This window comes from Micromonospora sp. WMMC264, assembly GCF_027497275.1.
Classification (GTDB): Bacteria; Actinomycetota; Actinomycetes; order Mycobacteriales; family Micromonosporaceae; genus Micromonospora; species Micromonospora chalcea.
Genome location: NZ_CP114907.1, coordinates 6,201,943 through 6,225,897, shown reverse-complemented (window position 1 = coordinate 6,225,897; position 23,955 = coordinate 6,201,943). Strand labels below are relative to the sequence as shown.

At 73.0% G+C, this 23,955-nt stretch carries 23 protein-coding genes; 5 read left to right on the top strand and 18 right to left on the bottom strand.

Annotated features, from left to right (window positions below; genetic code table 11):
- Nucleotides 1-64 precede the first annotated feature (64 nt).
- Entirely contained in the window at nt 65-628 is a 564-nt protein-coding gene (locus O7542_RS27750; protein ID WP_043327917.1) for a peptide deformylase, read from the bottom strand.
- Nucleotides 625-1,137 carry an ACT domain-containing protein gene (locus tag O7542_RS27745; protein ID WP_013288949.1) on the bottom strand — a complete coding sequence of 171 codons (513 nt, stop codon included), beginning with the start codon at nt 1,135-1,137 and terminating at the stop codon, nt 625-627. The genes O7542_RS27750 and O7542_RS27745 overlap by 4 nt, the downstream gene beginning before the upstream one ends.
- A 96-nt stretch (nt 1,138-1,233) precedes the next feature.
- Here O7542_RS27745 and O7542_RS27740 point away from each other — a divergent pair, with 96 nt between their 5' ends.
- Complete coding sequence (locus O7542_RS27740; protein ID WP_064446859.1) at nt 1,234-2,133, top strand: A/G-specific adenine glycosylase; 900 nt, start codon at nt 1,234-1,236, stop codon at nt 2,131-2,133.
- 240 nt (nt 2,134-2,373) lie between these two features.
- On the opposite strand, the gene O7542_RS27735 is transcribed toward O7542_RS27740, so the two are convergent.
- The 3 genes from O7542_RS27735 to lysS form a co-directional block, all read right to left on the bottom strand.
- The gene (locus O7542_RS27735) at nt 2,374-4,911 is read right to left on the bottom strand and encodes an ATP-dependent Clp protease ATP-binding subunit (protein ID WP_124779086.1); all 2,538 of its coding nucleotides are present in this window, start codon (nt 4,909-4,911) and stop codon (nt 2,374-2,376) included.
- Nucleotides 4,912-5,407: 496 nt separating this feature from the next.
- Nucleotides 5,408-5,758 (bottom strand): Lsr2 family protein, encoded by a 351-nt coding sequence (locus tag O7542_RS27730; protein ID WP_166457523.1) that lies wholly within the window; start codon nt 5,756-5,758, stop codon nt 5,408-5,410.
- 122 nt (nt 5,759-5,880) lie between these two features.
- Nucleotides 5,881-7,389 carry a lysine--tRNA ligase gene (gene lysS, locus O7542_RS27725; protein WP_043327915.1) on the bottom strand — a complete coding sequence of 503 codons (1,509 nt, stop codon included), beginning with the start codon at nt 7,387-7,389 and terminating at the stop codon, nt 5,881-5,883.
- A gap of 93 nt (nt 7,390-7,482) precedes the next feature.
- On the opposite strand from lysS, the gene O7542_RS27720 reads away from it, so the two are divergent.
- Nucleotides 7,483-8,235, top strand: coding sequence for a class I SAM-dependent methyltransferase (locus O7542_RS27720; protein ID WP_281605415.1), 753 nt, complete (start codon nt 7,483-7,485; stop codon nt 8,233-8,235).
- A 52-nt stretch (nt 8,236-8,287) separates the two neighbouring features.
- Here O7542_RS27720 and O7542_RS27715 read toward each other — a convergent pair whose 3' ends face one another.
- The 7 genes from O7542_RS27715 to O7542_RS27685 form a co-directional block, all read right to left on the bottom strand.
- Nucleotides 8,288-9,046, bottom strand: a complete 759-nt coding sequence (locus tag O7542_RS27715) for a type III pantothenate kinase (protein WP_030504826.1) — start codon at nt 9,044-9,046, stop codon at nt 8,288-8,290.
- Nucleotides 9,047-9,055: 9 nt separating this feature from the next.
- Entirely contained in the window at nt 9,056-9,952 is an 897-nt protein-coding gene (gene nadC / locus O7542_RS27710; RefSeq protein WP_064446772.1) for a carboxylating nicotinate-nucleotide diphosphorylase, read from the bottom strand.
- Nucleotides 9,949-11,640, bottom strand: a complete 1,692-nt coding sequence (locus O7542_RS27705) for an L-aspartate oxidase (RefSeq protein WP_043327912.1) — start codon at nt 11,638-11,640, stop codon at nt 9,949-9,951. The genes nadC and O7542_RS27705 overlap by 4 nt, the downstream gene beginning before the upstream one ends.
- A 61-nt stretch (nt 11,641-11,701) precedes the next feature.
- The gene (locus O7542_RS27700; RefSeq protein ID WP_187694334.1) at nt 11,702-12,595 is read right to left on the bottom strand and encodes a septum formation family protein; all 894 of its coding nucleotides are present in this window, start codon (nt 12,593-12,595) and stop codon (nt 11,702-11,704) included.
- Between the two features lie 170 nt (nt 12,596-12,765).
- The gene (panD, locus tag O7542_RS27695; protein WP_064446774.1) at nt 12,766-13,194 is read right to left on the bottom strand and encodes an aspartate 1-decarboxylase; all 429 of its coding nucleotides are present in this window, start codon (nt 13,192-13,194) and stop codon (nt 12,766-12,768) included.
- Between the two features lie 29 nt (nt 13,195-13,223).
- Nucleotides 13,224-14,066, bottom strand: coding sequence for a pantoate--beta-alanine ligase (gene panC / locus O7542_RS27690; RefSeq protein ID WP_043327909.1), 843 nt, complete (start codon nt 14,064-14,066; stop codon nt 13,224-13,226).
- The gene (locus tag O7542_RS27685; RefSeq protein WP_281605414.1) at nt 14,066-14,995 is read right to left on the bottom strand and encodes a DUF2520 domain-containing protein; all 930 of its coding nucleotides are present in this window, start codon (nt 14,993-14,995) and stop codon (nt 14,066-14,068) included. The genes panC and O7542_RS27685 overlap by 1 nt, the downstream gene beginning before the upstream one ends.
- A 192-nt stretch (nt 14,996-15,187) precedes the next feature.
- Between O7542_RS27685 and O7542_RS27680 the strand changes: the two genes are divergently transcribed.
- Both O7542_RS27680 and O7542_RS27675 read left to right on the top strand, forming a co-directional pair.
- On the top strand, nt 15,188-16,255 hold the full coding sequence (locus tag O7542_RS27680; protein ID WP_069089320.1) for an SAM-dependent methyltransferase: 1,068 nt from the start codon (nt 15,188-15,190) through the stop codon (nt 16,253-16,255).
- Nucleotides 16,252-17,421: an NADH-quinone oxidoreductase subunit D gene (locus O7542_RS27675; protein WP_176722867.1), complete on the top strand. Its 1,170-nt coding sequence runs from the start codon at nt 16,252-16,254 to the stop codon at nt 17,419-17,421. Before O7542_RS27680 ends, O7542_RS27675 begins: the two co-directional genes overlap by 4 nt.
- Before the next feature lie 16 nt (nt 17,422-17,437).
- On the opposite strand, the gene O7542_RS27670 is transcribed toward O7542_RS27675, so the two are convergent.
- The 4 genes from O7542_RS27670 to O7542_RS27655 all read right to left on the bottom strand — a co-directional run bounded on the left by O7542_RS27670 (nt 17,438) and on the right by O7542_RS27655 (nt 22,044).
- Nucleotides 17,438-19,345, bottom strand: coding sequence for a hypothetical protein (locus O7542_RS27670; RefSeq protein WP_281605413.1), 1,908 nt, complete (start codon nt 19,343-19,345; stop codon nt 17,438-17,440).
- Nucleotides 19,346-19,478: 133 nt separating this feature from the next.
- A complete protein-coding gene (locus O7542_RS27665) occupies nt 19,479-20,483 on the bottom strand; it encodes a glycine betaine ABC transporter substrate-binding protein (protein WP_043327905.1) in 1,005 nt (334 codons plus the stop codon).
- Between the two features lie 152 nt (nt 20,484-20,635).
- Nucleotides 20,636-21,358 (bottom strand): ABC transporter permease subunit, encoded by a 723-nt coding sequence (locus O7542_RS27660; protein ID WP_052165690.1) that lies wholly within the window; start codon nt 21,356-21,358, stop codon nt 20,636-20,638.
- Nucleotides 21,355-22,044, bottom strand: coding sequence for an ABC transporter permease (locus tag O7542_RS27655; protein WP_064446778.1), 690 nt, complete (start codon nt 22,042-22,044; stop codon nt 21,355-21,357). The genes O7542_RS27660 and O7542_RS27655 overlap by 4 nt, the downstream gene beginning before the upstream one ends.
- A 2-nt stretch (nt 22,045-22,046) precedes the next feature.
- On the opposite strand from O7542_RS27655, the gene O7542_RS27650 reads away from it, so the two are divergent.
- Nucleotides 22,047-23,039 carry an ATP-binding cassette domain-containing protein gene (locus O7542_RS27650; protein ID WP_069088243.1) on the top strand — a complete coding sequence of 331 codons (993 nt, stop codon included), beginning with the start codon at nt 22,047-22,049 and terminating at the stop codon, nt 23,037-23,039.
- A 2-nt stretch (nt 23,040-23,041) separates the two neighbouring features.
- Here O7542_RS27650 and O7542_RS27645 read toward each other — a convergent pair whose 3' ends face one another.
- Together O7542_RS27645 and O7542_RS27640 are read right to left on the bottom strand one after the other, a co-directional pair.
- On the bottom strand, nt 23,042-23,533 hold the full coding sequence (locus O7542_RS27645) for a hypothetical protein (RefSeq protein ID WP_064446780.1): 492 nt from the start codon (nt 23,531-23,533) through the stop codon (nt 23,042-23,044).
- A gap of 83 nt (nt 23,534-23,616) precedes the next feature.
- The gene (locus tag O7542_RS27640) at nt 23,617-23,919 is read right to left on the bottom strand and encodes a hypothetical protein (RefSeq protein ID WP_030502043.1); all 303 of its coding nucleotides are present in this window, start codon (nt 23,917-23,919) and stop codon (nt 23,617-23,619) included.
- Nucleotides 23,920-23,955: the final 36 nt, after the last annotated feature.

Sequence of the window (23,955 nt, the reverse complement as noted above, 5' to 3'; positions counted from 1 at the left end):
CGACGCGCCGGGAACCCGCCGTCGTACGGCCACCTCCGTCCACACCGGATAGCTGACACCACCGTCAGAGGTAGACCTTGCGCTGGTAGATCGCGTGCGCGCCGGCCACCCGGTCGAGGAAGAGCAACCCGGCACAGTGGTCGATCTCGTGCTGGAGCGCGCGCGCCTCGAAACCGTCGGTCACCAGCCGGACCGGCTCCCCGGTGCCCGGCAGCACGCCCTCGACCACCAGCCGGCTGGCCCGCTTCACGTCGCCGGTCAGGTCCGGCACCGACATGCAGCCCTCCCGGCCGGCCTTCCACCGGCTCGCCTCCACCACCCGCGCGTTGCAGAGCACGAACGTGCCGTGCACGGTGACCGCCTTCGGGTGCCCGGTGACGTCCACCGCGAACACCTGCGCGCTCACCCCCACCTGCGGCGCCGCCAGACCCACACAGCCGGGCGAGACCCGCATCGTGGCCACCAGGTCGGCGGCGAGGCGTACCACCTCGGCAGACGTCGGGTCGACCTCCGGGCCGGGTTGGCTCAGCACCGGCTCCGGGGCGGTGACCACCGGACGTACCTCGCCGGGGACGCCGAGCTTCTCCGGGGTCCAGCCGCCCAGGCCCGCGTACTCCGGCCCGGTCACAGCAGATCCGTGTCCGCCGGGCGGAGGCTTACCCCGACACCCAGCTCCGCCGCGACGCGGGTGAGCCGGCCGGCCACCTCGTCGGAGACGCCCGGCGGCAGCTCGACCTCGGCGACCACCACGTAGAGCGAACCGGTCAACCGCGTGCTCAGGTCGGTCACGTTCCCGCCCGCGTCGGTGAGCACCCGGGTCATCGCCGCCACGATGCCCATCCGGTCGGCGCCGTGCACCGCCAGCACGTACGGCTCCCCGGTGGGCTCGCTGCCGCCGTCCGGCGTGACCGCGCGTACGGTGGCCAGCAGATGTCCGTCGGCGGCGAGCGGGGCCAGCGCGGCCTCGACGTCGGCAGCGGCCGGGCCCACGCAGATCAGGGTCATCGCGAAGTGTCCACGCAGCCGGGTCATAGTCGAGTCGGTGAGGTTCGCGCCGAGCCGGGCGAGGACCTCCGCGACGTCGGCCACGATGCCCGGCCGGTCCCGGCCGATGACGGTGATCGCGAGCTCGTTCATTCGGACATTCTGCCCCGTCGCCCATGATCGATCGCGCCCGGCCACCCGCCCCGCCCAACCTGCGGGAAAGACAGCCGTGACATGATCGGCGGCGCGATGTCCGAGCCCACATTCGCCACCCAGGTCAGCCGGTGGTACGAGCGCAACGCCCGCGACCTGCCCTGGCGCAAGCCGGGCATCGGCGCCTGGGCGATCCTGGTCAGCGAGGTCATGCTCCAGCAGACGCCGGTGGTCCGGGTGGTGCCCGCCTGGGAGGCGTGGCTGGCCCGCTGGCCGGATCCGCGCGCGCTCGCCGAGGACACCCCGGCCGAGGCGATCCGGATGTGGGGACGGCTCGGCTACCCCCGCCGGGCGGTACGCCTGCGCGAATGCGCGGTGGCCGTCGTGGAGCGGCACGGCGGCGTGGTACCCGACCGGCTCGATCATCTGCTGGCGCTGCCCGGCGTCGGCACGTACACGGCTCGCGCGGTCGCCGCTTTCGCGTACGGGCAGCGGCACCCCGTGGTGGACACGAATGTCCGGCGGGTGGTGTGCCGGGCGATCGCCGGTGAACCCGACGCCGGTCCGACGACCCGCCCGGCCGACCTGGTCGCCACCGAGGAACTGCTGCCGATCGAGCCGGCCGCCGCCGCGCTGGCGAGCGCCGCGTTCATGGAACTCGGGGCGGTCGTCTGCACCGCCCGCGCCCCGCGCTGCGCGATCTGCCCCGTCGAGTCGAGCTGCGCCTGGCGGGCGTCCGGCCAGGCGGCCCCCACGGGACCGACGCGCCGCCCGCAGCGCTACGCCGGCACCGACCGGCAGGTACGCGGGCTGCTGCTCGCCGTGCTGCGGGAGTCCACCGGGCCGGTGCCGCATCAGCGGCTGGACCAGGTCTGGCACGACGACGTGCAGCGGGCGCGAGCGCTGGCCGGCCTGGTCACGGACGGCCTGGTGGAACCGGTGGGCGAGGAGTCGTTCCGCCTGGCCGGCGACGGCCCCGCCGTCCCCCTCCCCTGACCGCCCCCACCCCACCCCTCCCACCCCGACCCCGCCTCCGCCTCCCCCCGTCCTCGACTCGCCCTCGACTCGCCCCGTTGATCATGAAGTTAGCGGCGACAAATCGGGCACCAAGTGCGGTCAACCTCATGATCGACCACGGCGGGGCTGGGGCGAGGAGGGCGTGGTGGGTAGGCACGGAAAGGCGACGGCCCCGGTGGCTTTCGCCTACCGGGGCCGTCGCCCTCGAACTGTTCTTGCCTACGCGGCGTCGTCCGCGCCGGTGGCGGCGGTGCCGCCGAGGTCCGCCGGGACCGCGTCCGGCACGGCGTCCGGCCGGTCCGCGCCCCGGAAGACGAGCTTGGACTTGTCGATGTCCTCCGGGTCGCCCTCGCAGTCCACGACCACGATCTGACCCGGGGTCAGCTCGTTGAACAGGATCCGCTCGGACAGGTTGTCCTCGATGTCGCGCTGGATCGTGCGACGCAGCGGCCGCGCGCCCAGCACCGGGTCGAAGCCCTTCTTCGCGAGGTACTTCTTCGCGTTGTCGGTCAGCTCCAGACCCATGTCCTTGTTCCGCAGCTGGGTCTCGATCCGGGCGATCATGATGTCGACGATCGACAGGATCTCGTTCTGACGCAGCTGGTGGAAGACGATGGTGTCGTCGATCCGGTTGAGGAACTCGGGCCGGAAGTGCTGCTTGAGTTCGTCGTTGACCTTCTGCTTCATCCGGTCGTAGTTCGACTCGGAGTCCTCCGACGCCTGGAAGCCCAGCGACACCGCCTTGGCGACGTCACGCGTACCGAGGTTGGTGGTCAGGATGATGACCGTGTTCTTGAAGTCCACGATCCGGCCCTGACCGTCGGTGAGGCGCCCGTCCTCCAGGATCTGCAGGAGCGTGTTGAACACGTCCGGGTGGGCCTTCTCGATCTCGTCGAAGAGGACCACCGAGAACGGCCGGCGACGCACCTTCTCGGTCAGCTGCCCGCCCTCGTCGTAGCCGACGTAGCCGGGCGGGGCACCGACGAGGCGGGACACGGTGTACCGGTCGTGGAACTCCGACATGTCGAGCTGGATGAGGGCGTCCTCGCTGCCGAACAGGAACTCGGCGAGCGCCTTGGACAGTTCGGTCTTACCGACGCCGGACGGGCCGGCGAAGATGAACGACCCGGACGGGCGCTTCGGGTCCTTCAGGCCGGCCCGGGTACGCCGGATCGCCTTCGAGACGGCCTTGACGGCGTCTTCCTGGCCGATGACGCGCTTGTGCAGCTCGTCTTCCATGCGCAGCAGCCGGGAGGTTTCCTCCTCGGTCAGCTTGTAGACCGGGATGCCGGTCCAGTTGCCGAGGACCTCGGCGATCTGCTCGTCGTCGACCTCGCTGACGACGTCCAGGTCACCGGCCTTCCACTCCTTCTCCCGCTGCGCCTTCTGCCCGAGCAGCTGCTTCTCGGTGTCCCGCAGCTGGGCGGCCCGCTCGAAGTCCTGCGCGTCGATCGCGGACTCCTTGTCGCGGCGCACCTGGGCGATGCGCTCGTCGAAGTCGCGCAGGTCCGGCGGCGCGGTCATCCGGCGGATCCGCATCCGAGCGCCCGCCTCGTCGATCAGGTCGATCGCCTTGTCCGGCAGGAACCGGTCGGAGATGTACCGGTCGGCGAGCGTCGCGGCGGCGACCAGGGCGGCGTCGGTGATGGAGACGCGGTGGTGGGCCTCGTAGCGGTCCCGCAGGCCCTTGAGGATCTCGATGGTGTGGGCCAGCGACGGCTCACCCACCTGGATCGGCTGGAAACGACGCTCCAGAGCGGCGTCCTTCTCCAGGTGCTTGCGGTACTCGTCGAGCGTGGTGGCGCCGATGGTCTGCAGCTCACCACGGGCCAGCATCGGCTTGAGGATGCTGGCGGCGTCGATCGCGCCCTCGGCCGCGCCCGCACCGACGAGCGTGTGGATCTCGTCGATGAACAGGATGATGTCGCCGCGGGTGCGGATCTCCTTGAGCACCTTCTTCAGACGCTCCTCGAAGTCACCGCGGTAGCGGGAACCGGCGACCAGGGCGCCGAGGTCGAGGGTGTAGAGCTGCTTGTCCTTCAGCGTCTCGGGCACCTCGCCCTTGATGATCTTCTGCGACAGCCCTTCAACGACGGCGGTCTTGCCGACGCCGGGCTCGCCGATCAGCACCGGGTTGTTCTTGGTGCGGCGGGACAGCACCTGCATGACCCGCTCGATCTCCTTCTCGCGCCCGATGACCGGGTCGAGCTTGCCCTCGCGGGCGGCCTGGGTCAGGTTGCGGCCGAACTGGTCCAGCACGAGGCTGGTCGACGGCGCGGCCTCACCCGGCGCGGCACCGGCGGCGGCCGGCTCCTTGCCCTGGTAGCCGGAGAGCAGCTGGATGACCTGCTGGCGGACCCGGTTCAGGTCGGCGCCCAGCTTCACCAGGACCTGGGCGGCGACGCCCTCACCCTCGCGGATCAGGCCGAGCAGGATGTGCTCGGTGCCGATGTAGTTGTGGCCCAGCTGCAGCGCCTCGCGCAGCGACAGCTCCAGCACCTTCTTCGCCCGCGGCGTGAACGGGATGTGCCCGCTCGGCGCCTGCTGGCCCTGGCCGATGATCTCCTCGACCTGCTGACGCACACCCTCCAGGGAGATGCCGAGGCTCTCCAGAGCCTTCGCCGCGACACCCTCACCCTCATGGATCAGGCCCAACAGGATGTGCTCCGTACCGATGTAGTTGTGGTTGAGCATCCGGGCCTCTTCCTGGGCCAGGACGACAACCCGTCGCGCTCGGTCGGTGAACCGCTCGAACATGCCCTCGTGCTCCTCACGTGCCGTGCGCCTTGATGGTCAGATCTCGGCGGGGCCGGTGCGCGGACGTCCGGGACGGGCGTCCGTGCCTCCTTACTCTATCGCCGCGGACCGTCTCCGCTGAGGTCGTGTGGCCCCGCGAATGCTCGTTCCGACGTCGTTTCAGACAACCGTCCACGCTCAGGAGGTGTTCCGGGACCCCTGCCTGTACGCGCAGAGCGAAATTCGACCGGCGGCAGAGGGCCGGCCGAGCAGACCTGGGCGGCGTCACACACCCGCCGCGCTTGTCCACAACCTGTGGACGGAATCTCCACCGCCTGTGGACAACTTCCCCGGGGGGAGATTTCTTCCCACCCCACCCGCCTCGCGGCCAGGCGGATCGGACATCCGCCACTCGGCGGGACGCCGGCCGCGAGCGTGACAACGGGGGCGGAAACGGCGACGCCGGGCCGGAGTCGCACTCCGGCCCGGCGTCGCGTCGCCCGTGACGAAGGTGGGGTCAGTGCCCCGCCTTCGCGTGGTACTCGTCCACGATCTCCTGCGGGATCCGGCCCCGGTCGGAGATGTCCTTGCCGGCCTTCTTGGCCCACTCGCGGATGGCCCGGTTCTGCTCGCGGTCGGCGGTCGCGCCGCCCCGGCCCCGAGCGGCCCGGCCACCCACGACCACACCCCCGCGACCGACCTTCGTTCCGTTCGCGATGTACGGCGCGAATACGTCACGCAATTTCTCCGCGTTGGATGCGGAGAGGTCGATCTCGTACTGCACGCCGTCGAGCGCGAACTTGACGGTCTCGTCAGCGTCCCCGCCGTCCAGGTCATCGACCAGCTTGTGAATGATCTGCTTGGCCACGTCCCACATTCCTTTCGAGCAGGGTGCTGCTCCTGCAATACTCGCAAGAGCACAATAACCCGTCCGGCGCTTGTTCCGTCAATAGGACGGGGTAACGAGCCGGAGAAGCTTTGCGGGAGCGCCTACTCCGGCCGGACCAACGGGAACAGGATCGTTTCCCGAATTCCCAGCCCGGTCAGCGCCATCAGCAGGCGGTCGATTCCCATTCCCATGCCACCGGACGGCGGCATTCCATACTCCATCGCTCGGAGAAAATCCTCGTCCAGCCGCATCGCCTCGTCGTCGCCGCGCGCCGCGAGCTGCGCCTGGGCGACCAGCCGATCCCGCTGCACGACCGGGTCGACCAGCTCCGAGTACGCGGTACCCAGCTCGAATCCCAGCACGTACAGGTCCCACTTCTCGGCCAGGCCCGGCTCACTGCGGTGGGCCCGGGTCAGCGGGCTGGTCTCCTCCGGGTAGTCGCGGACGAACGTGGGCGCCTGAAGCGACGGCACCACGAGTTCCTCGAACAACTCCTCGGCCAGCTTGCCCGGTCCCCACTTCGGGTCGACGGAGAGACCGACCTTGTCCGCGTACTCGACCAGCCGTGCCCTTTCGGTGCGGACGGTGACCTCCTCACCGAGCGCTTCGGAAAGGACACCGAACAGTGTCACCGAGCGCCACTCGCCGCCCAGATCGAACTCACGCCCGTCGGCGTGGGTCACCACGGTCGATCCGGCGACCGCGATCGCGGCCTGCTGTACGAGATTTCGGGTCAGCTCGGCCATCGTGTCGTAGTCGCCGTACGCCTGGTACGCCTCCAGCATCGCGAACTCCGGCGAGTGCGAAGAGTCGATGCCCTCATTACGGAAGTTACGGTTGATCTCGAAGACGCGGTCGACGCCACCGACCACCGCGCGCTTGAGAAACAGTTCCGGCGCGATTCGCAGATACAGATCCGTGTCGAGCGCATTGCTGTGGGTCACGAATGGGCGGGCCGCCGCGCCACCGTGCAGCAGTTGCAGCATCGGGGTCTCGACCTCGATGAAGTCCTGCCCGTGCAGCGTGTCCCGCAGGCTGCGGACGGCGGTGGCCCGGGTGCGGACCATCTGCCGGGCCTGCGGGCGGACCACCAGGTCCACGTAGCGCTGGCGGACCCGGGACTCCTCGCTCAGCGGCTTGTGCGCCACCGGCAGCGGGCGCAGCGCCTTGGCGGTGACCGCCCATTCCTCGGCCAGCACGGACAGCTCGCCGCGCCGGCTGGTGATCACCTCGCCGGTCACGCCGACGTGGTCGCCGAGGTCGACCAGGCGCTTCCAGTCCGCCAGCCGCTCCGGCCCGACCCGGTCCAGCGAGAGCATCGCCTGGAGTTCGGTGCCGTCACCGTCGCGAAGGGTCGCGAAGCAGAGCTTGCCGGTGTTGCGAATGAAGATCACCCGGCCGGTGACCGAGGCGCGGTCGCCGGTGGCGGTGTCGGTGGGCAGGTCGGCGTAGCGCTCGCGCAGCTGCGCGAGCGTCGTGGTGCGCGGGAAGCCCACCGGGTACGGCTCGGTGCCCTCGGCGAGCATCCGGTCCCGCTTCTCCCGGCGGACCTTCATCTGCTCGGGAAGGTCGTCGGCGGGGTCTGCTGGCAGGGCGTTCTGCTCGGTCACGGCACGCTTCCTCAGGCCTTGGGAACATCGGCGGGGTCAGCACATGAGCGTACTCAAGCGGCCTGGCGGCCGTTACGGGATAACCTGCCCGTCATGACCGACCCCACTGCGGCGCTCTCGTTCGGCGCCGCCGCGGCCGAGTACGACCGGTTCCGTCCCCGTTATCCCCGGGCCGCGTTGCGCTGGGCACTGGACGGGCTGTCCGACGCCCGGGTGGTCGACCTCGGCGCGGGCACCGGCATCCTCACCCGGGGACTGCTGGCGCTCACCGCGGACGGGACGGTGGCTCAGGTCGTACCCGTGGAACCGGATCCGGGGATGCGGGCGCAACTGGCCGCCGCCACGCCGGGCACGACGGCGCTCGCGGGCAGCGCCGAGGCCGTGCCGCTGCCGGACGGGTCGGCGGACGCGGTGCTGGTCGGGCAGGCCTACCACTGGTTCGACAGGGAGCGGGCGCACGCCGAGGCCGCGCGCGTCCTGCGCCCGAGCGGCACGTTCGCGCCGGTCTGGAACATCCGGGACGAACGGGTCGGGTGGGTGGCGGAGCTGACCCGGATCGCGCACCTCGGGGACAACGCGGGCGACGTGACGCAGCGGTACGCGGACTTCGGCGCCGCCTTCACCGCTGTCGAGATCGGCGAGTTCGCCCACGCGACCACGCTCACGCCGGACGAGGTGGTGAGCATGCTGCACACCCGCTCGTTCTGGCTGACCGCCGACGCGGACGAGCGGCGACGGGTGGACGCGGAGCTGGCGGAGCTGTTCGCCACCCACCCCGACCTGGCCGGCCGGGAGACGGTCGAGCTGCCCTACCGCACGATGGTGCTCCGGGCCCGGCGGCGTTAAAAAGGGGCCCCTCCTCTACCGGAGGCGTTAACAGGGGGCCCTTCCTTGCACCTCAGGTGTTGCGGTCGTAGACCATCCGCAGGCCGATCAGCGTGATCATCGGCTCGTGGTGGGTGATGGTGTGGCACTCGCCGAGCACCAGCGACGCCAGGCCGCCGGTGGCGATGACCGCCTTGACCCCGCCCAGTTCCTCGGACATCCGCTCGACGATGCGGTCCACCTGACCGGCGAAGCCGAAGTAGAGCCCGGCCTGGAGACACTCGACCGTGTTCTTGCCGATCACCGAGCGCGGGCGGGTCGCCTCCACCTTGCGCAACTGCGCGGCGCGGGCGGCCAGCGCGTCGAAGGAGATCTCGATGCCCGGCGCGAACGCCCCGCCGAGGAACTCCCCCCGGCTGCTGATCACGTCGAAGTTGGTGGTGGTGCCGAAGTCCACCACGATCGACGGCCCGCCGTAGAGCGTGTACGCGGCAAGCGTGTTCACCACGCGGTCCGCGCCCACCTCCTTCGGGTTGTCGATGGCGAGCTGGACGCCGGTGCGGACGCCGGGCTCGACGATCACGCTGGGCAGGTCGGCGTAGTACCTGTCGAGCATGGTGCGCAGCGAGCGCAGCGCGGCCGGCACTGTCGAGCAGGCGGCCACCCCGGTGATCTCCACAGCGTCACCGGCGAGCAGCCCGCGGAACATCAGTCCCAGTTCGTCCGCGGTGGAGCGGGCGTCGGTCTTGATGCGCCACGAGTGCACCAGCTTGTCGCCGTCGAAGGTCGCCAGCACGGTGTTCGTGTTTCCGATGTCGATGCAGAGCAGCACAGCGGCAGCCTAGACGTCGCGCAGGTCGAGGGCGATGTCCAGGATCGGCGAGGAGTGGGTGAGCGCGCCGACGGAGAGGAAGTCGACGCCGGTCGCGCCGTACTCGGCGGCCATCGGCAGCGTCAGCCCGCCGGTGGCCTCCAGCTCCGCCCGGTCGCCCACCGACGCCACCACCTCGCGCAGCTGCGCCGGGGTCATGTTGTCCAGCAGCAGGAACTTCGCGCCCGCCTCGACCGCCTCCACCGCCTCGGCCGGCGTGTCCACCTCGACCTGCACCGGGACGTCGGGGAACGCCTCCCGGACCCGGCGGAACGCGGCGCTGATCCCGCCCGCGGCGACCTTGTGGTTGTCCTTGATCATGGCGACGTCGTACAGGCCCATCCGCTTGTTGGTGCCGCCACCGGCCCGGACCGCGTACTTCTCCAGCGCCCGCAGGCCCGGCGTGGTCTTGCGGGTGTCCAGCACCGTCGCCTTCGTACCGGCCAGCTCGTCGGCCCAGGCCCGGGTGTGCGTCGCCACGCCGGACATGCGGGACAGCAGGTTCAGCGCCGTCCGCTCGGCGGTCAGCAGCAGCCGGGTCGGGCCGGTCACAGTGGCCAGCACGTCGCCGCGCGCCACCCGCTGCCCGTCGTGGGCCACCACCGACACCTCGACCGTACGCCCGGCGCCGGTCACGTCGGCGACCAGCTCGAACACGGCGGCGGCCACCGGCAGCCCGGCCACCACGCCGTCGGCGCGCGCCACCAGATCGGCCGTGTCCTGCTGCTCGTCCGGGATGGTGGCGACGCTCGTGACGTCGAGGAAGTCGGGCCCGAGGTCCTCGTGCAGCGTGTCCAGAATGATCCGCCGGACCCGCTCCGGGTCCAGGCCACCGTCGCGCAGCGCCTGCTCCGTCGACTCCCTCATGAGTGCTTCTCCTCCCAGCGCTCGGCCACCCGGCCGTCCGTACCCACCTCGGCCACCAGGTGGCCCAGCCACCGCTCGTCGGCCGTCGGGAAGTCCTCCCGCCAGTGACAGCCCCGCGTCTCCTGCCGGGCGTACGCGGCCGCGACCAGCGTCGACGCCACGGTGAGCAGGTTCGTCGCCTCCCAGTCGGCGGTACGCGGCACGCCCCGCCCCGCGCCCAGCCCGGTGAGCGCGGCGGCGGTGGCCTCCAGCGTCCGCGCCGACCGGAGCACGCCCGCGCCCCGCGTCATCGCCCGTTGCAGTTCCGCCGTGCCGGACGCCGGCACCAGCGCGCCCGGGCCGCCGATCCAGGCGCCGGTCTCCGCCGGGCGGGCCTGCTCGGGCAGCCCGGCGGCGATGTCCTCGGCGATCCGGCGGGAGAAGACCAGCCCTTCCAGCAGCGAGTTGCTGGCCAGCCGGTTCGCGCCGTGCACGCCGGTGCAGGCGACCTCGCCGCAGGCGTACAGGCCGGGGATTGAGGTACGGCCGCGCAGGTCGGTCCGGACGCCGCCGGAGGCGTAGTGGGCGGCCGGCGCGACCGGGATCAGGTCGGTCGCCGGGTCCACGCCGATGGCCAGGCACGACGCGACGATGGTGGGGAACCGCCGGGCCAGGAAGTCACCGCCGAGGTGCCGGGCGTCCAGGAACACGTGGTCCGCTCCGGACGCGAGCAGCACCCGGTGGATGCCCTTGGCGACCACGTCCCGGGGCGCCAGCTCGGCCAGTTCGTGCTGGCCCACCATGAACCGCTTGCCGTCGCCGTCGACCAGGTGCGCGCCCTCGCCGCGCAGCGCCTCGGAGACCAGCGGCTGCTGGGCCAGCCCCGCGCCCGGCCCGCCGGGCGGCACGATCAGCGCGGTCGGGTGGAACTGCACGAACTCCACGTCGGTGACGGCCGCGCCGGCGCGCAGCGCCAGCGCCACCCCGTCGCCGGTGGAGACCGCCGGGTTGGTGGTGGCGGCGAAGATCTGCCCCATCCCGCCGGTGGCCAGCACCACCGCGCGGCCGAGGATCGCGCCGACGCCGTCCTCGCTGCCCTCGCCGAGCACGTGCAGCGTGATCCCGCAGGCCGGGCCGAGCCCGCCCGGCCCGTCGCCGGGGGCGCGCAGCAGGTCCAGCACCAGCGCGTGCTCGACCAGCCGGATCCACGGGTCGCGGCGTACCGCGTCGTGCAGCGCCCGCTGCACCTCCGCGCCGGTGGCGTCACCGCCGGCGTGCACGATCCGGTCGGCGCGGTGGCCGCCCTCCCGGGTCAGCATCAGCGACCCGTCCGCGTTGCGGTCGAACTCCGCCCCGATCCGCATCAGCTCGCGCAGCCGGGTCGGGCCCTCGGCCACGAGCGCGCGGACCGCCGCCGGGTCGCAGAGGCCGACGCCGGCCACCTCGGTGTCGTACGCGTGCGCGTCCGGCGTGTCCGCCGGGTCCAGTACGGCGGCGATGCCGCCCTGCGCCCAGCGCGTCGAACCCTCGTCCATGTCGACCTTGGTGACCACCGTGACGTGCAGACCCGCCTCGCGCAGGTGCAGCGCGGCGGTCAGCCCGGCCACGCCGGAGCCGACCACGATCACGTCTGTCGTCTCCACCCACCCGGGGGCGGGCGCGGCGAGCAGCCGGGGCAGCGTCGGCAGGTCGACGGTGGGTAGGTCCATGAGCACAGTCAACCCGAAGCGAACTCGGCTCGGGCGCGGGGGGCGTGACGAGTGCCCTCGGCTACCTCGTCCGGCGCGGCAGGGCAGCCGGTCCGGCGCCCTTGAGCGAGGTGGTCACCGTACGGTCGCTGAGCCACAGGTAGCAGCGCACGCCCCGGTCGCCGACCGCCCAGCGACCGGCGGCGGGCGGGCGGACCACCACGTCGCTGCGGTAGCGCAGGAACGCGTCGGCGGGCACCCCGGCGTAGCGGGCGATCACGGCGAAGCAGCCGTCGTAGAGGGGAACCCAGTCCTCCGGCTTCTTCGGGTACGGGCGGTCCGGCGCGGCCCACACGCCGACGAACTCCGCGTCGTGCGCGACAGCGCAGTCGACCGGGGTGAGCCGCTGCACCCGGCCCGCCTCCCGGGTGGTGCGCTGGCAGCCCAGCCGCAGCGGGGAGGGCGGCTTGAGCGCGTCGCGCAGGCTGCCGGTACGGGTGACCACGGTGGCCGCCGCCTCGACCGTGGTCAGCTCGGTCAGGTCGCACCGGTACCAGCGGGAGCCGGCCGTCCAGCCGAGGGCGGTCGGCACCGCCACCGCCAGCCGGAGGCGTCCGGCGCGCCAGTCGTCACCCACGTACCCGCTGGCCCGTTTGTCGCAGTCGGCGAACGCGGTACGCATCTCCGGTGAGGCGAGCGACGGCGGCTCGGCCCGGTCGGCGGTGAACGCCCCGACGTGCACGGTCTCCACCCGGTGCGGCAGTTCGCAGCCGACCGGCGCGTACGCGGACAGGCCGACGCTCGGGATGAAGTCGGCGACCTGGCAGACCTCTGCGGCCGGGGTGAACGGCCCGGGTGCGGCCATCGCAGGCCAGTCGTCGGCGAGGTCGCCGTCCAGCCCGCCGGTGCCGGCGCAGCCGGTCAGAGCGGCGCTCGCGACCATCGCGGCGACCAGGAAGCTCATCGCACGGCGCATCGCGGCCTCCCCCAGCCGACGACCGTCGATCCCCGACGGTCCGCCCAGGGTAGCCGAAAATGACCTTCCGGTGACAGACCGCGTTCCCCGCCCTTGCGCCCCGCCGATCTTGCACTAACCGCCCTGACAAACCGCCCGAAAGGGGTGGCGGAGGGGCCGCGACTGCAAGATCAACGGGGAGAGGCGGCGAGGGGGTTGGGGACGGGGGCGCCTGCGGTGCCGGGGGCGGCCGTGGCCGGGTCGGCGGTCAGGTCCACGACCCTGTTGTCGGCGTCGACGTGGACCACCTTCGGGCGATACGTGCGGGCCTCGGCGTCGTCCATCTGACCGTACGAGATGAGGATGACCAGGTCACCGGGGTGCACCAGGTGCGCGGCGGCGCCGTTGATGCCGATCACGCCGCTGCCCCGCCGCCCCGGGATCACGTACGTCTCCAGCCGCGCGCCGTTCGTGATGTCCACGATCGCCACCTGCTCGCCGGGGAGCAGGTCCGCCGCGTCGAGCAGATCCTCGTCCACAGTCACCGAGCCGACGTAGTGCAGGTCGGCCTGGGTCACGGTGGCGCGATGGATCTTCGACTTGAGCATGGTCCGGAACATCGGGGTGCCTTTCCGCATTCGTGGTGGGGTCAGGGACGCGGCGCGAGGTGGATCGCCGTGTTGTCGATCAGGCGGGTGGCGCCGACCCAGGCCGCGATCAGCAGCCGGGCCGGGCCGGTGACCGGGCCGGGCTCCAGCTCGGTGTCGGTGAGCACCAGGTAGTCGAGGCGGGCGGCCGGGTTGTCGAAGGCCCGGTGGGCGGCCGCGAGCACCGCGCCCGCGTCCTCGCCCCGCTCGGCCGCCGCCGCCCCGGCCCGCAGCGCGACGGACAGGCTCAGCGCCGCCTCCCGCTCCGCCGCCGACAGGTAACGGTTGCGGCTGGACAGGGCCAGGCCGTCCGGCTCGCGTACGGTCGGCACGCCGACGATCTCGGTCGGCACGTCGAGGTCGCGGACCATCCGGCGCACCAGGGTGAGCTGCTGGTAGTCCTTCTCGCCGAAGAAGGCCAGGTCGGGCTGCGTGAGCTGGAGCAGCTTCATGACCACCGTGAGCACGCCGTGGAAGAAGCCGGGACGGCTCAGACCCTCCAGGTCCTCGCCGAGCGGCCCCGGGTTCAGCCGTACCGTCGGCTGCCCCTCCGGGTACATCTCGGCCACCGGCGGCGCGAACACCGCGTCCACCCCCACCCGGCGGCAGATCTCCAGGTCCGTGTCGAGCGTGCGCGGGTAGCGGTCGAAGTCCTCGTTCGGGCCGAACTGCAGCGGGTTCACGAAGATCGTCACGATGACGTGGTCGGCCCGCTCGCGGGCGGCCCGCAGCAGCATCTCGTGCCCGGCGTGCAGCGCGCCCATGGTCATCACCACGCCGACCGTGCCGGTCATCGCCTCGCGGGCGGCCGCCAGCTCCTTGCGCGTGTGCAGCACCTCGGCCATCAGGCCGCCACCTCGATTCCGTCCAGCACGTCCCGGAGGGCGGCCGCGTCCGCCGGGCGCAGGCGGCCGACCGCGACGGCGCGGTCCGCCGTCCGTCGTGCCAACGCCAGATACGCGGGTACGGATTCCGGCGCGCTCCGCGCCAGCCGGTCCAGATGCCGGCGTACGGTGCCCGCGTCGCCCCGCGACACCGGGCCGGTCAGCGCGTCGTCGCCCAACCGCAGCGCGTTCTCCAGCGCGGCCCGCAGCAGCGGGGCGAGCACCTTCTCCGGCCGCTCCACCCCGGCGTCACGCAGCCGGTCCGACGCCTCGTTGACCAGCGTCACCAGGTGGTTCGCGCCGTGCGCAAGCGCCGCGTGGTAGAGCGGCCGGTCGGTCTCGCCGACCCACTCCGGCACACCGCCCAGGTCGGCCACCAGCCGGGCCGCGAACGCGCGCAGCTCGGCCGGGGCGGTCACGCCGTACGAGATGCCGGACAGGCGGGACAGGTCGTCCGGCGTACCGGTGAAGGTCATCGCCGGGTGCAGCGCGAGCGGCCGGGCGCCGGCCTCGGCGGCCGGGGCCAGCACGGCCAGCCCGTGCGCGCCGGACGTGTGCGCCACCACCTGGCCGGGGCGCAGCGCGCCGCTCGCGGCCAGGTCGGCGATCACGCCCGCGAGCGCGTCGTCGGGGACGGCGACGATCAGCAGGTCGGTGGCGGCACGCGCCACCTCGGACGCGACGCGGTGCGGGGTCTCGGGCAGCAGCAGCGCCAGCCGGGCCCCTGTCGCGCCCGAGGCGCCGGACGCGGCGACCACGCGGTGGCCGGCGGCGGCGAGAGCCGCGCCCAGCGTGGCGCCGACCCGGCCGGCGCCGAGCACGCCGACGGCGAGGGTACGCGGGAAGACGAGCGGGGCAGCGGTGGCCCGGTGGCGCAGCGGTGCGCTCATGGCGGCGATCCAGTCCTCGAAGGGGGTACCGGTCGATGGCAAGTATGCGCCCGGGTGACAGACCGGAAACAAGAAGGTGTGAAAACCTTCACCGGCCGCCCGAAGAGGCCGCTGCGGGGGCGGGCAAACCGCACTTTCGGGTACGTCCCGTAGGGTCGGCGGGTGACCACCCCGCTGCGCTGGCGCGACGCGATGGAGCAGGCGTTGTACGGGCCGGACGGGTTCTTCGTCTCCGGCGCCGGCCCAGCCGCGCACTTCCGCACGAGCGTGCACGCCTCACCCGTCTTCGCCGCCTGCATGCTGCGGCAACTCGAAGCGGTGGACGCGGCGCTGGGCCACCCGGACCGGCTGGACGTGGTGGACGTGGGCGCGGGCCGGGGCGAACTGCTCCGGGCCCTGCTGGCCCGGGCCGCACCCGAGCTGTCCGCCCGGATCCACCCGGTGGCAGTGGAACGAGCCACCCGCCCGCCGGACCTGCCTCCGGAGATCGACTGGCGAACCGACATCCCCGACGGCATCACCGGCCTGCTCCTGGCCACCGAATGGCTGGACAACGTCCCGGTGGACGTGGCGGTCCACACCCAGGCAGGCTGGCGCCTCCTCCTGGTGAACCCGAGAACCGGCGAGGAGACGCTGGGCCCGCCCCCGTCCCCCACCGAAACCACCTGGCTGACCCACTGGTGGCCCCCTGCCCTCCCGCGCAACGCCCCGTTGATCAAGGAGTTTGCGGACGTGGAGAGCTCGGATCAGGACACAAACTCCTTGATCAACGCCGTTGGTGGGGGCGGCAGCAGCGGTGGGCGGGCGGAGATCGGGGTGGGGCGGGATCTGGCCTGGGCGGGGGCCGTCGGAAAGGTGGCGCGGGGGCTGGCGCTTGCGGTGGACTACGGGCATCTGCGGGACTCGCGTCCCCTGGACGGGACGTTGACCGGGTATCGGGGTGGGCGGCAGGTGCCGCCGGTTCCGGACGGGTCGTGCGACGTGACGGCGCACGTCGCCATGGACTCGGTCGCCTCCGCCGGTGAGCGGGTCGCGCGGTGCGCGTACTCCCTGGTCTCTCAGCGGGAGGCGCTGCGGGCGCTCGGGGCCGACGGCGGGCGACCGCCGCTGAGCCTGGCCTCCCGCGACCCGGCCGGCTACCTGCGGGCGCTCGCCGCGGCGTCGGCGGCGGCCGAGCTGACCGACCCGGCCGGGCTCGGCGGGCACCTGTGGCTGCGGCAGCCGGTCGGCGTCGCGCTCGACGCGGTCGTGGCACGATGACGGGCATGACCACGGACGCCGCCGACCTCCGCGAGCTCACAGTCGGCACCGGCGCGGGCGGTGAGCAGCTCGGCACCGACATGGTGCTCAACATCGGGCCGCAGCACCCCTCGACGCACGGCGTGCTGCGGCTGAAGCTGGTGCTCGACGGCGAGCGGGTGGTCGCCGCCGAACCGATCGTCGGCTACATGCACCGGGGAGCGGAGAAGCTCTTCGAGGTACGCGACTACCGGCAGATCATCGTGCTGGCGAACCGGCACGACTGGCTGTCGGCGTTCTCCAACGAGCTGGGCGTGGTACTCGCGGTCGAGCGGCTGATGGGCATGGAGGTGCCGGAACGCGCCACCTGGCTGCGGATGGCGCTGGCCGAGCTGAACCGGGTGCTCAACCACCTGATGTTCCTCGGCTCGTACCCGCTGGAGATCGGCGCGATCACGCCGATGTTCTACGCGTTCCGGGAACGGGAGACCATCCAGGCGGTGATGGAGGAGGTCTCCGGCGGCCGGATCCACTACATGTTCAACCGGGTCGGCGGCCTGAAGGAGGAGGTGCCGTCCGGCTGGACCGGACGCGCCCGCGCCGCCATCGCCGAGGTACGCCGCCGGATGCCCGACCTGGACAACCTGATCCGGCGCAACGACATCTTCCTGGCCCGTACCGTCGGGGTCGGCGTGCTCTCCGCCGCCGACGCCGCCGCGTTCGGCGCGTCCGGGCCGGTCGCCCGCGCCTCCGGGCTCGACCTCGACCTGCGTCGCGACGAGCCGTACCTGGCCTACGACCAGCTCGACGTGCCCGTGGTGACGAAGACCGCCGGGGACTGTCACGCCCGCTTCGAGGTGCTGCTCGACCAGGTGTACGTCTCGCTGGACCTCGCCGAGCAGTGCCTGGACCGGGTGGACCGGATCAGCGGCCCGGTGAACACGCGGCTGCCGAAGGTGCTGAAGGCGCCGGAGGGGCACACGTACGCCTGGACCGAGAACCCGCTCGGCATCAACGGCTACTACCTGGTGTCCCGGGGCGAGAAGACGCCGTGGCGGATGAAGCTGCGCACCGCCTCGTACGCGAACGTGCAGGCGCTGTCGTCGCTGCTGCCCGGCTGCCTGGTGCCCGACCTGATCGCCATCCTCGGCTCGATGTTCTTCGTGGTCGGCGACATCGACAAGTGACGGCCGTCCCGGACGCTCAGCGCCAGCGGTCGGCGGTGTCCCGCTGCTGGCCGTGGGCGCCGCGCTCCGAGCCTCGCCATTCCGGTTCCGGCTGACGCCACTGCGGTTCCGGCTGACGCCACTCCGGCTCGGCCGGACGCCACTGCGACTCGCCCTGGCGCCACTCCGGTTCGGGTTGACGCCACTCCGGCTCGAACTCGCGGCGCTGCGAATCGGCCGGACGCCACTCCGGCTCCGGCGGACGCCACTGCGGTTCCGGCTGACGCCACTGCGGCTCGGGCTCGGGCTCGCGGCGCGCCGATTCGGGCTCGCGGCGCGCCGATTCGGGCTGACGCCACTCCGGGGGCGGCTGGCGCCACTCCGGCTGGCCGCTGCGCTGGGTCGGCGGCCGCCACTCGTCCGGCACCGGCACCCCGCCGGCCGGCAACGCCGGGTGGCCGTCACCCGGCCCACCCGCGTCCGCCCTGCCGCCGCGCACCGACGCCCATCGGTCCTCGATCCGGTACTCCGTGCCGGCGCTGTCGGCGTGCATCGCGGCCCGTCGCTCCCCGAGGCGGATCTCCCGGCCCGCGTCGTCGTCGCGGACCGCCGCCCAGCGGTTACTCGCACGCAGCTCGGACCAGTGGTCGCCGTCCGCCCGGTCCCGGCCTTCCCGCGCGTCCAGGGCCCCGGACGCGGCCGGTTCGCTGTGCCGGACGGCCGGTTCGCTGTGCCGCGCGGCGGGTTCGCTGTGCCGCGCGGCCGGTGGCCAGGCCGGAACGTCGGCCGCGCCGCCCGGCGCCCAGCCGGCCCGGTCGTCGCCCGACCACTGTCGCTGCTCCTGGGCCGCAGCCCGGCCCTGGTCGTCCGACCAACGGCCACCCACGGACCAGCCCTGCTCCCCGCCGACGCCCGCCCACGGATGCTCGGCGCCCACGCGTCCGGCGTCGGCAGGCGAGTGCCCGTCACCCGGCCCGAAGCCGTCGTCCCGCGCACTCCCGACCCGGCGGCCGTACCCGGAGCGCTCGCCACCCGCCGGAGCACCCCAGCCGCTGTCGTCCGTGCCGGTCCATCCCGCGTCGGCCCGGTCCTCGCGGCCCCGCTCACGCTGCCCCGCGCCCCGGTGATCGGCCGGGTCGCCGCCCCGGGAGCGGTCCTCGTCCGACCAGCCGCCGGGGAATCCGCCGTACCGGGAGCCGGTCGGCTCGGCGCCACCGCCGACGATGGTGTGCCGGGTGGTGACGTGCACGGTCTCGGTGTGGTGGACCACGCCCACCGGGCGGGACTCCGGCCGGGCGGCCGGTTCGGACACGCGCGCCGACCCGTACACGCCGCTCCCGGGCCGGTCCGGCGGGCGTACCGCCGCCCGCGCCGGCTCGGCGTCGTGGCGGCCCGCCCGCGGCGGTTCGCCGTCGGGCTCGCCGCCGTAGCGGCCACCGGAGTACGCCGGACGAGCCGGTTCGTCCTCGTCGCGACCGGCCGGGTGACCCCGATCCGCCTCGTACGCCCCGGCGGCCGGCACCCGGGCCGCGCCGCTCGGGCGATCCTGGGCGGGCGCGGAGGCCAGCCCGGCGGCGGCCGCGTCGAGCCGATGCCGCACCGCCCCGGCCGCCTCCTCCGCCCGGCGTGCCTGGTCCAGCGCCTGGTTGCCGCGTTGAGCGGCGGCCACTATCTCGGCCCGCAGCTCCCGCCGGAGCTGCTCCAGCTCCTCGCGCAACTCCTCGGACGCCGCGCCGCCCGAACCGCCCTCCGGCCGCAGCGCGATGGACAGGCCGATCAGCACGACGGCGAGGATCGCCAGGACCGCGCCGAACCGGAGCGAGCCGTTGCCGTCGGCGATCAGCAGGATGAGCGCGGCCAGCGGCGCCAGCCCCACACCGGCCCAGAACAGGACTGTCAGCGGGGTGGGGTTGCGCTTGTCGGCAGGAGCGACCGAGGCGGGCATGGCTGAGCACAGTACCGAGAGTTCCACCTGAGGGGAACGGGTCGGCGTGACTCGATGTGCGGGCCTGCTGAGCAGGCAACCGCCCGGGGTGCGCGGCCGGCCGGCGCGCGTGGCGCCGGCCGACCGCGGCGCGTCAGCTCGTGGCCAGCGCGGCGTCGGAGGAGAAGACCAGGCCGACGCTCGCGGCGCCGGTCTTCAGCGCGTTCTTGGTCTGCGGGCCGCCCGCGTCCAGCGAACTGAACGAGCCCGCCTTGAAGTCGTAGACCTCGACCAGACCGGCCTGGCACTTCGGCCGCTGCGGGCACTCCGGCGGACCGGCGAGCACGGTGGCCTGCCCGGAGCACTTCGCGGCCAGCTCGGAGAGCGTGGACACGCCGTACTTGTCGGCGAACGCCTTGGTCACCGCGAACGCGTTCTGGTCCTGCGCCTGGGACGGCTGGCCGAAGACCAGGCCGGCCTTGTCGCCCTCGGTCTTCAGCGCGGCGACCGTCTTGTCCAGCTCCGGTGAGGAGACGGGCTGGGCGTCCTTGCCGTTGGCCTTGGTGTTGAGGAACTCCGCCATGGTGGCGGCGTACTCCGGGACGACCTGGATCTGCCCCTTCTCCAGGGCCGGGCCGTACAGCTCCCGGTTGCCGATCGTCTGCACCTTGACCTGGTAGCCCGCCGCCTCCAGCGCGATCTTGTAGAGCTCGGCGATGGTCTGGCTCTCGCTGAAGTTGCCGGCGCCGACGGTGATCTGGCCGCCCGGGCCCTTCTCGATCCCGTCGGTCACGCCGTTGGCGGACGCGAACTCCTTCGCCGCCGCCTGGGGCGTCTTGCGGTCGACGTCGACCGCCCGGTTGAGCTGGATCAGCTTCGGGGTGTCGAGCTTCGCGGAGACCTTGTCCAGCGCGGCGACGAGCTGCGGCGTGGCCGCCTTCGCGTTGATCGCGGGAATGACGTTGTCGGTGTTCTGGAGCTTCTTGTCGTCGGTCAGGACGACGAGCTGGTCGCCCGCCACCGGGGCACAGCCGGCCCCCGAGGCGCCCTGCTCGGGCGCGTCGGTGCCGGACGAGCCGGCGTCGCCGCAGCCGGTGAGGAGAGCGGCCGCGGTGAGTGCGCCGAACGCCCCCGCGACCAGTCGTGTACGCGCACGCATGAGTGCCCGCCTTCCGTGTCCCGGCGCGACCCGTCGGGCCGGCCGCGTGTCCGACGGGCGAACCGGACGGCCACCCGCGACTCCAGCCAATATCCTCCGGACCCGACCGACAAACTCGGAGCGGTTTTCGTCACCCGATCGTCACCGGCGGCTCAACTTCCGGTCGTCGCAGCCGTCGCGCGGCGGTTCGCCCGGCGGCGGACCGGGCGCAGCGGACGCGGCGTGACGAGCCGCTCCACGATCGCGAGCAGCCCCTCGACGAGCAGCGCCAGCCCGGCGACCAGCACCCCGCCGGCGATGATCTGGCCGCCGCCGGCGGCGATGTCGAGCCCGAAGCCGGCGCGGATGATCTGGCCCAGCCCGCCGCCGTTGACGAACGAGGCCAGCGCGGCGGTGGCCACCACCTGCACGGCCGCGGTACGGAAACCGGCCGCCAGGTAGGGCACGGCAAGCGGCAGCTCCACCCGGCGCAGCACCTGCCCGCCGGACAGCCCCATCCCATGTGCCGCGTCCCGCGCCTCCGGGTCGGCCTGCCGCACCCCGGTGTACGCGTTCGCCAGCAGCGGCGGCACCGCGAAGACCGCGAGCGCCACCACCACCGCCGGCCGGCCGAAGCCGAGGAAGGTCAGCGGGAGGATGGTCAGCAGGGCCAGGGTCGGGATCGCCAGCGTGACGTTGGAGACCAGCAGCACCAGCCCGCCGCCCCGGCCGCTGTGCCCGAGCCAGAGGCCGATCGGCCAGGCCACCAGGCATCCGAGCAGCACCGCCAGGGCGGACATGCTCAGGTGCTCGCCGAGGCGGTCCAGCACGCCGCCGGGATTGGTCCAGTTCAGCGGGTCGTTCAGCCAGACGACCGCCTGCTCGACGGGGTTCACCGGGCGGACCTCCCGCGCAGCCACGGGGTGAGCAGGCGGCCCACGCCGGCCAGCACCAGGTCCAGCACCAGCGCCAGCAGCACGCACAGCACCGTGCCGGTCATGATCTGTGCCTTGTAGAAGTTGTTCTGGAAGCCGGCGAAGATGAGCTGGCCGAGCCCGCCCCGGCCGACCACCACCCCCACCGTGACCAGCGCGACAGTCGACACCGTCGCCAGCCGTACGCCGGTGAGGACGCCGGGCAGCGCCAGCGGCAGCTCGATCCGGAACAGCCGCCCCCACCGGCCGTACCCCATGCCCTCGGCGGCCTCCCGCACCTCCGGCGGCACCTGGTTCAGCCCGGCCAGCGCGTTGCGCACGATGACCAGCAGCGCGTACAGCGCCACCACGGTGAGCACGGTGATCGCGCCGATGCCCAGGTAGGGCGCGAGGAAGGCGAACAGCGCCAGCGACGGGACGGTGTAGAGCACCCCGGTCAGCGCAAGGATGGAGGCCGACAACGACCGGAACCAGTACGCGAGCACCGCGAGTGGCAGCGCCACCAGCGCGGCGATCACCACGGCCCGGGCGGTCAGCCAGGTGTGCTCACGCAGCGCGGCCAGGATCGTGTCAGAGTTGTCCCGCACGTACTGCCAGGAGAACCACGGATTACCCGGGTCGGCCCGGTAGCTCAGGTGGAGGGACACAGGTGGACGGTACCCCGGGGGACGCTGCCGGACACGGCGCGGCGTCGATCACGCTGGAACGCATCCGCAAGCGCTACCCGGACGGCACCGAGGCGGTACGCGAGCTGAGCCTGCAGGTCGGCGCCGGTGAGCTGGTGGTCCTGATCGGCCCGTCCGGCTGCGGCAAGTCGACGGTGCTGCGGATGATCAACCGGCTGATCGAGCCGACCGGCGGGCGGATCCTGCTCGGCGACGACGACGTCACCCGGGTCGACCCGGTGGCGCTGCGCCGCCGCATCGGGTACGTCATCCAGAACGTCGGCCTCTTCCCGCACCAGACCGTCGCGGCGAACGTGGCGACAGTGCCGGGACTGCTGGGCTGGCCGAAGCAGCGCACCCGCGCCCGCGTCGGCGAGTTGCTGGAGCTGGTCGGCCTCGACCCGGCCCAGTTCGGCCGGCGGTACCCGCACGAGCTGTCCGGCGGGCAGCGGCAGCGGGTCGGGGTGGCCCGGGCGCTCGCCGCCGACCCGGTGGTGCTGCTGATGGACGAGCCGTTCTCCGCGGTGGACCCGATCGTCCGGACCCGCCTGCAGGAGGAGTTCCTGCGCCTGCAGGCCGAGGTACGCAAGACGATCGTGCTGGTCACGCACGACCTCGACGAGGCGGTCCGGCTCGGCGACCGGATCGCGGTGCTCTCCGAGGGCGGCCGGCTGGAGCAGTACGACACGCCCGCCGCGCTGCTCGGGTCACCCGCTTCGGACTTCGTCCGCGAGTTCGTCGGCGCCGACCGGGGCATCCGGCGCCTCGCGGTGACCCCGGTGACCCGCGCCGTCCTCGACCCGCTCCCGGCCGACGGGGGCGCCGGCCTGCCCAATGTGGCGCTCGGCGACTCGGCGTACGACGCGCTCGGCGCGCTGCTCACCTCCGGCGCGGAGCACGCCGTGGTGACCGAGGAGGGCCGGGCGGTGGGCCTGCTCGCCCGTACGCGGGTGCTGGCGCTGGGCGCTGTGGACTGAGCTCAGGCCCGGCCGCCCAGGCTGGCCAGCCCGACGATCCAGCCGGCGAAGAAGCCGTACGTGACGCCGGTGCTGGCGGACTGGAACGCGGCGAAAAGCGAGCCGTGCGGGCCGAGGAGCGTGGCGAGCAGGGCGCTGAGCCCGGCGGCGAGCACGTACGCGCCCCAGCCGGAGAGGAACTGGCTGCCCGAGGACGCCACCCGGTCGACCTGCGGGCCGGGCAGCAGGTAGAGCAGCGCAGCGGCCAGCACGATCAGCAGGATCGCGCGCAGGTTGGTGGCGAACACGCCCTCGTCGGCGTGCCACCGCCAGGACGGCCAGGCCAGCAGCCGCAGGAACCAGCCGCCCGCCCCGGTCGGGTCGGTGGCGCGCTGCGCCCAGTCCACGTACATCGGACTGCCGCCGACGGCGACCAGCAGGAACGCGGCGAGGGTGCCGGTGCCGGCGGCCGTGCCGTACCGGGAGACGGCGCGGGGGCGGTTGCTCAGAGCCATGCGACGGTCAGTTCCCGGCCGGTCGCGCCGGGCAAACCTGCGCAACCGTCCGGCCGTCGCCGGCCGGCGGGTCGTCATCGACGTCAGTGCTTCATCAGGTAGTCGATGAAGGCGGCGCGCAGCAACGGCGCGGACTCCTCGTAGCCGTGCCCGGTCAGCTCGCGCCAGAGCGCGTTCGCCTCGTCGATGGTCGGGCCGATCGAGTTCGGCGCGCCGTCCAGCGCGGCGGCCTCGTCGGCGTTGGGCAGGTGCCGCAGGACCGACCAGAAGAAGCCCACGTCGCGACGCTCGCGGGCCAGGTTGAACGCCTGCTCGCGCAACTCCTCGGTGGAGAGCTTGTCGAGCTCGTCGAAGGTGCGGCCGCCGGGGGCAGGAGTCTCGCTCATGCCGCCGAGCCTAACCGGCGAGATCAGCTCCGGCGC